6 protein-coding genes are annotated in these 7,535 nt (G+C 39.0%); 1 reads left to right on the top strand and 5 read right to left on the bottom strand.

All coding sequences use genetic code 11. From position 1 onward, the window contains the following. From BCG07_RS16755 to BCG07_RS16735, 5 genes are all read right to left on the bottom strand, one after another. Positions 1-2,030, bottom strand: a 2,030-nt coding sequence (locus BCG07_RS16755; RefSeq protein ID WP_286891194.1) for a type IV pilus secretin PilQ, incomplete at its 3' end; no start/stop codon positions are given. Then, entirely contained in the window at positions 2,017-2,556 is a 540-nt protein-coding gene (locus tag BCG07_RS16750) for a pilus assembly protein PilP (RefSeq protein WP_286890230.1), read from the bottom strand. The genes BCG07_RS16750 and BCG07_RS16755, both read right to left, overlap by 14 nt. Further along, positions 2,553-3,158: a type IV pilus inner membrane component PilO gene (locus BCG07_RS16745; protein WP_006793100.1), complete on the bottom strand. Its 606-nt coding sequence runs from the start codon at positions 3,156-3,158 to the stop codon at positions 2,553-2,555. The genes BCG07_RS16750 and BCG07_RS16745 overlap by 4 nt, the downstream gene beginning before the upstream one ends. Continuing rightward, the gene (locus BCG07_RS16740; RefSeq protein ID WP_286890228.1) at positions 3,148-3,720 is read right to left on the bottom strand and encodes a PilN domain-containing protein; all 573 of its coding nucleotides are present in this window, start codon (positions 3,718-3,720) and stop codon (positions 3,148-3,150) included. Before BCG07_RS16740 ends, BCG07_RS16745 begins: the two co-directional genes overlap by 11 nt. Further along, the gene (locus tag BCG07_RS16735) at positions 3,708-4,787 is read right to left on the bottom strand and encodes a pilus assembly protein PilM (protein WP_006793098.1); all 1,080 of its coding nucleotides are present in this window, start codon (positions 4,785-4,787) and stop codon (positions 3,708-3,710) included. Before BCG07_RS16735 ends, BCG07_RS16740 begins: the two co-directional genes overlap by 13 nt. Before the next feature lie 131 nt (positions 4,788-4,918). Between BCG07_RS16735 and BCG07_RS16730 the strand changes: the two genes are divergently transcribed. Next, complete coding sequence (locus BCG07_RS16730; protein WP_286891192.1) at positions 4,919-7,420, top strand: penicillin-binding protein 1A; 2,502 nt, start codon at positions 4,919-4,921, stop codon at positions 7,418-7,420. The last annotated feature ends 115 nt before the right edge of the window (positions 7,421-7,535 follow it).

Raw genomic sequence — 7,535 nt, 5'->3', positions numbered from 1 at the left:
GTGCTTTTAAACAACCTACCAACATAAGGAATATCACCTAACACCGGCACTTTATTTGTAGTGTTGATTATCTGCTGTTGGAAAATGCCCCCCAGTACGATAGTTTGCCCGTTTTCAACTAATACTTGTGTTTGAATTTCTTGAGTATCTATCGAAACGGCCTCACCGGTACCTGTTTGTACAGTATCGCCACGTGTATCTTGCGTGATAATTAAGTCTAAAATTACTTTATTATCAGGCGTTATATGTGGCGTCACCTCTAAACTAAGTACTGCTTTTTTAAAGCTTACCGTTGTTGCACCACTAGAAGCCGATTCTGTATAGGGTATTTCAGTACCTTGTTCAATGCGCGCTTTTTGCTGATTGGCAGCAATAATACGCGGGCTTGCAATAATCTCGCCTTTATTCTCTTCTTCAAGCGCACTTAACTCTAAATCGATTAATGTCCCGTTGGCGAGTTTTGCTATGTGGAGGCCTATACTTGCCGCTGGGTTTGTAATAGGTAGATTTACATTTAATCTATCTGTTAAGTCAGGGATTACGCCATTTGAAATGGTTTCAGCGCCTTCTAAAGAACCAGATATACCATCACTACCTTGCTGATCGCTAAATCCCCAACGAACACCTAGGTCCTCAGTTACGTTATCACGCACTGTTACCATACGAGATTCAATAACAACCTGTTGAACCGGTATGTCTAGGGTTTCAATCATGCGTCTAATATTTTCTATGCTCTTAACAGTGTCTTTAACGAGTAAAGTGTTAGTACGCTGATCAACCGACACACTTCCTCGTGGAGTAATGATGCTATTAATATCTGTTTTAAGTAAGTCAGCAAAGTCTTCAGCTTTGGCATAATTCAATCGCATATATTCGCTGTAAAGCGGCTCTAAATCTTCAACTTGCTGCTTTGCTTTTAGATCTTTTGCTTCACGGGCTGCAAGCTCTTCTGCTGGCGCTACCATTAAGATAGAACCATCCATGCGCTTGTCCAACCCTTTTATACGTAATACGACATCAAGTGCTTGGTCCCACGGCACGCCATCTAAGCGCAAGGTAATGTTACCGGTAACGGAATCACTTGTTACTAAGTTAAAGTCGTTATAGCCTGCGATAATTTGTAACGCTGCACGGACTGAAATATCTTGAAAGTTTAAGGTCATTGGTCGACCTTGATACTCTTTACCACCATCTAGGTAAGCATTTTGAGTTTCATCTTTTTCAACTGTGAGGGTAAGAATATTGTCTATTTGCTGATACGTGAATGTAAACTCGGCATTAGGTTCTATAACAACGCGGCTTCGCCCTTCTTCTTTAAATGTTTCGATAGTACTAACAATGGTACCAAAGTCTAAAACATCTAACTCATAAAGTAGATCGTCCAGAATATCTGTATGGTGAAAATCTGCGTAAATTTTGCCGCCACTTTCGTGAACCTCTATAGCAGCTTGAGTGTCTTGTAAAAATACAAGTACCTTTGCCTCACCTTTCTCACCACGTCTAAAATCAATAGATTGGATACGGTTAATGTAGTTTCCACTCACATCACCTGTCAGAACGGCTTCATCTTCAGTTACTGAACCGGTTAATGGGTTATCCGATACACGTATTGAAACTAAGTTGTTATTAACTTCTGTTTCATACATTTTTAATCTGTCTAGATTAACTGTTACCTTTAAACCTTGCTCAGATAACACATTGGTGACACTACTAATACCTGCTTGATTAACTTCAACGTCATTTAATCCTAATTCTAACTCTGCAGTATCAAAAAACATTTCAATACGCGCTGGGCTGTTAAATACTTGAATTTGCGGTTCTAAAGTTATCTCTTCGTCGAAAACAAGCTGTAATTCGGTTTCACCTTTAAGTAATGGGTTATAACGTACATCGTAAAGCAATGGTCCTGCCAAAGCATTGTTAGCACAAACCAAAGCGGCTGTTGCAAATAAAGCTCTCGCAATGCGATTAAACCAAAGAACATCCTTATGCATGTTATTTTTACCTTTTTTATTATTAATTTGCGCCATCAGTTGCCGCCTCTAACATTTCCAGTTTAGTCAGGCGCTCTTTCCAACAACCAGACCCATCAGGGATTAATTCAACTAATTCTATAAAATCGTTACTCACAGCTTTTACCTTGCCATCGTAACTACCCAAATAATTACCAATCGTTACACGATGTAATGTTTCATCTGCAGCAGTTATAAGCGCCCAAACTTGACCACTTGAACCAATTGTACCTTTCATTGCTAAATTATCTAACGGGTATTTTTCTAATGGCTCTCTGCGCCTGTCTGGATCTGGATGTAAACAGTTTTTTATTTGCGTCAGTTTGTTCTGAATTATTTCAGGTTGAGGTGCCACAAATGGACTTCGTAAATTACCTGCACTATATTCAAAAATCTCAAATTGAGTAAGTTCAGGAATCGACTCAACTTTAGGTGTTGTGCTCGCTTTTACCTGGTCAATAAACTCTTTTTGTTCTGAGGTATCGTCGTTACACCCCACTAACGCAAAACTAGCCAATATCGGCATTAAATGAAGGAGCCTCATTTTTTAACTCCTTCTTCATAACGGTAAGTTTTTGCAACAACACTAAATGTTAGTTGTTTTTCGCCAGAAGACGTAATAGAAAAGTCATGCAAACTAACTATTCGTGGTAACTGAGCAACTTTGCCAACAAATTCACCAAATTCATGATAAGTACCTACTACTTCTATTTTGATAGGTAGCTCGGTATAAAACTCTTTCTCTACTTCAGGTAACCAACCAATTTTTAAAAATGTTAAACCGCTCGTTGTGCCAACATAAGATAAATCGTCAAGTAAGCCTGGTATTTCGTTTGATGTCGGTAACCGCTTAAGTAATTGAGAAAACTTATCTTCCATTTCTATCATTTGTTGGCGATAAATATCTAGCTTACTCGCTACAGCGTATTTTGTTCTGTAGGTACTTCTTAAGTCGACCTCTTTTGATACCGCATTATGGTAGCTATCAATCTCGTCAGAAACTAACAGGCTATAGCTAAAAAATAATATGAGCCCAGCAACAAATGCACAGCAAATTACTTTTACAGCAGCAGGCCAATCACCAATATTGTCTAACTCAATTTCATTCCAATCTATTTCGCCAAGCGCTTTAAAATCAAGGTTCATTACGTACCTCACCAATCTCGTCAAATGGTTTTACGTAAAACTCCATACTAAAGTCACTAAGTAAACGCGAAGACTGATCACCTGCAACAATATCCTGCATGGTCAAACGCTCTAACAAATATGAACTTTGTACCTGGCGGATCATGGTAGATAAACGGTTATTTGATTCACTTCGGCCAAGTACATAAATCTGGTTCCCTCTGCGCTCCAGCTTTGTTAAGTAAATACCTTGAGGTACTATTTTTGTTACTTCATCCATAATTTGTGTGCCAAGGTTACGGCTACTTTGCAGCTCTTCGATTAATCGCATTCGCTGCTGTAGGTTTTCTTTTCGTTTGTCTAATTCTCTAATATCACTGATCTTTCGATCAAGCATGCTTATTTCAGAACTTAAGTAATTATTTTTTAAGTTTTGTCCGTCTTTTAATGCAGTGTAAAACATACTTAATAAGTACATACTTAAAAAACAAGCTAAAACAATTCCAACTAGTATGGTTACAAATTTCTTTTTAGATTCTTCGCGCTGCAGTTCTCGCCAAGGCAATAGATTTATATGTGGCATGATGAAAAGCTCCTTAATGCCAAACCTGTTGCAATTGCAAACTGTGTTCGATGACGCTGCATAACATTACGATCTACTTTTGGCGAAATTTCCATATTTGCAAACGGTTCTGCAACAACACTGTGTATACCTAATTCTTCAATTAATAAGCGATCAAGCCCTTTGATCATAGAAGTTCCACCGGTAAGCACAATGTAGTCTATTTGTTCTTTACCACTCGTTGTTAAAAACATTTGCACCGCTCTACGTACTTGCTGAAGCAACGCTGTTTGAAATGGTGCTAATACCTCAAAGGTATAGTTAGGTGGTAAGTCGCCTGATGTTTTACCTATTTCAGCTTCATCAAACCCTTTGTTGTAGTAGTTAACAATACTATTTGTGTATTGATCACCACCAAAAACCTGGTCACGTGTATAAATAGTTTCACCAGCTTGCACAACACTTACAAGCATGAGTACGGCACCAATATCTACAACAGCAACACACTTATTGAAGGCATCGCTTGGTAGTTGTTGATAATAAACGTCCATCGCACGGCTTAAAGCGTAGCTTTCTACATCAACAATCTTAGTATCGAGATTAGCCTCTTCTAATGCGCCAACACGTGCTTCAACACTTTCTGTTCGGGCTGCTGAAAGTAATACATTCATTTTACTCGGATCAGCTTCGTTAGTAGAAAGCTTTTCGAAGTCTAAGCTAACTTCATCAAGGGGGTAAGGTATTAAACTATCTGCTTCAATTTCAATTTGAGATTCAAGTTCTGCATCACTTAACGACACATCCATAAAAATTACTTTTGTAATAACCGTTTGCCCTGACACCGCCACTGCTGCATTTTTAAGTGACTTAGGTAATTTTCTTTTTAATTTTGTTATTACATTACCAATCGCTTCAATATCTTGAATTGTTCGTTCACTCATGGCGCCTTTAGGCATGGGCTCAATTGCTAGGGCCTCTAATCGAAATCCACTTTCAATTTCTCTCAGAAGCACCGCTTTAATCGAGTGCGATCCGATATCAATTCCTACCATCATTGGCGACGGCTTTTGAAATAGTTGACTTAGCATGTTTGCAACTTGGCCTTTGTTTTAATAATAAACAAGTTATAATTTTTTTCTGAAAAAATATTATTCATTTTTTAATCAATATATACTATCAGTCCAAACTCGCAATTGGGAGTCCATTTAGGGAAATATAAGTGATTTTATTAAAACGAACTTTACAATTTTTTATCATTTGTACGTTAATCGGTCTGATAACTTTGGTCAGTCTTTATTACTACGTTAAACCTGATATCCCCAGTGTGCAAGTTTTAAAAGACGTGCAATTACAAACTCCTATGCAAGTATTCACTAAAGATGGCCTTTTGATCAATCAATTTGGTGAAAAACGTCGAATTCCGGTCACTATTGATGAAATCCCACAACCTTTAATTGATGCATTTTTAGCAACTGAAGATAATCGCTTTTATGACCATATAGGTATAGACCCTATTGGCATAGTTCGCTCTGCTATTGTTCTTATTTCTACAGGCGAGAAAAAACAAGGTGCTAGTACTATTACCATGCAACTTGCACGTAATTTTTTCTTAACCCGAGAAAAAGCTTATATCCGTAAAATAAAAGAGATATTCATCGCTCTACATATAGAAAATGTACTTACTAAAGATGAAATTTTAGAGCTTTACCTAAACAAAATCGAGCTAGGTAACCGCGCCTTTGGTATTGGAGCTGCCGCTCAAGTTTATTACGGTAAAGAGTTAAAAGACTTAACGCTTGCTCAAATGGCGATGATTGCTGGCTTGCCAAAAGCGCCTTCGGCGTTAAACCCAATTCGTAACCCTACCCGTGCAAAAGCACGCCGTAATGTTGTACTTGGTCGTTTATTAACTGAAAACTACATAACACAAGACGTGTATGATGATGCAACAAGCCAACCTATTACCGCTTACTTTCATGGTGCTGAAATAGATTTATACGCACCGTACATTTCTGAAATGGTGCGTGCAGAAATGGTTTCACGTTACGGAATAGACAAGGCATATAATTCAGGCTTTAAGATATTTACCTCTGTTGAGTCTAGAGTACAAAAAGCGGCGCAAACCGCGCTAGTTAATAATCTTCATAGCTACGATATGCGTCATGGCTTTAGAGGCCCTACCGCTATTTTATGGGATCCTGAAAAACAATCAGCGCTAAGTGAAGATAAAATACTAGCTAAACTTAATGAAGCCAAAGAGATAGGTACACTGAAAGCAGCTGCTGTCATTAACGTGGATGAAAAAAATGCCACAGTATTGCTTAAAAATGCAGAGCAAATAAACCTGAATTGGGACAACTTAAAATGGGCACGCAAATATATAACTCGTTATCGCCAAGGTTTTGCTCCAACTACGGCAACTGAAATATTAACGCCAGGAATGCAAATCTGGGTGCGTAAAAACAGCAATAACGAGTATGAATTAAGCCAATTACCTGAAGCATCAAGCGCGATTGTTTCACTTGACCCACAAGATGGCCGCATTAAAGCCATTGTTGGCGGCTATAGCTTTGAACAGAGCCAATACAACCGAGCTATTCAAGCAAAGCGCCAAGTGGGGTCAAACATAAAACCATTTATTTATTCTGCAGCGCTTGAAAACGGCTATACGCTCGCCTCAATTTTAAACGATGCGCCAATTAATCAGTGGGATAAAAGCCAAGGTGTGGCATGGCGACCTAAGAATAGTCCGGCTGTTTACAATGGCCCGATTAGAATTCGTCGCGCGTTAGCACAATCTAAAAACGTAATATCAGTCCGTTTGCTCCGAGGTGTTGGTTTGCAACGAACAGCAGATCACTTATTAAAGTTTGGCTTTAAAAATTCAGACATTAACCGCAGTGAATCCTTAGCACTGGGCAGTGCTTCAATTACTCCAATTGAACTAGCTCGCGGTATGAGTGCATTTGCGAATGGTGGGCATTTGATTGAGCCGTACTTTATCTCAGAAATCCAAGATGCTTACGGTAATAGTTTGTTTAAAGCTAATCCTTCAGTGGTGTGTGACGACACTTCAGCTCAGCCATTAACCCCAGACAATACTACTGGATTATTCCCACAACAAAATACTGATACGCCACAATTAAAATGTGCCCCTCAGGTCATATCAAAACAAAATGCATTTTTAATTGCTCAAGCAATGCATAGCGCTGTTTGGGGAGGCGGAAACTGGTCACATAAAACGGGTTGGTCAGGAACAGGTTGGCGCGCTCAAGCATTAGGCCGTCGTGATCTATCAGGAAAAACAGGCACAACTAATGACTCTGTAGATACTTGGTTTAGTGGCTTTAATCGAAATGTTATGACCTCGGTATGGGTTGGTTTTGATAACCCTGGCAACCCGCTAGGCAGAACTTCATATAATAATAATCTTGATAGCGGGCAAATATCAGGGGCTGAATCTGGCGCTAAAACAGCACAGCCAGCTTGGGTTGAGTTTATGAAAGTTGCGCTTGAAGGTAAACCTGAAGCCCCCATAGAGCCGCCAGAAGGTTTAGTGTCTATTCGGATTGATTTAGAAACCGGTTTATTAAGTCATAAAAATGATTACACCAGTCGCTTTGAGTATTTTGACAAAGGCACCGCCCCCACAAAATACGTAATGTCTCAACCAACAGATATATTTGAAGAAGACACTAAAACAGAAGAAGAACTGTTTTAAATAAAGAACGGCAGCCATTGGCTGCCGTTTTTAGTTGATACCAAATTTAGCTGTTCTAAATAAGAATTTTTTAACGCATGTAGCGACACGTTTAGCCCCGCAAAATGATTAGGTA

Origin of the sequence: Pseudoalteromonas sp. ESRF-bin5, from assembly GCF_002632075.1 — a bacterium.
Classification (GTDB): Bacteria; Pseudomonadota; Gammaproteobacteria; order Enterobacterales; family Alteromonadaceae; genus Pseudoalteromonas; species Pseudoalteromonas marina.
This window is presented reverse-complemented; position numbering and strand designations above follow the sequence as displayed.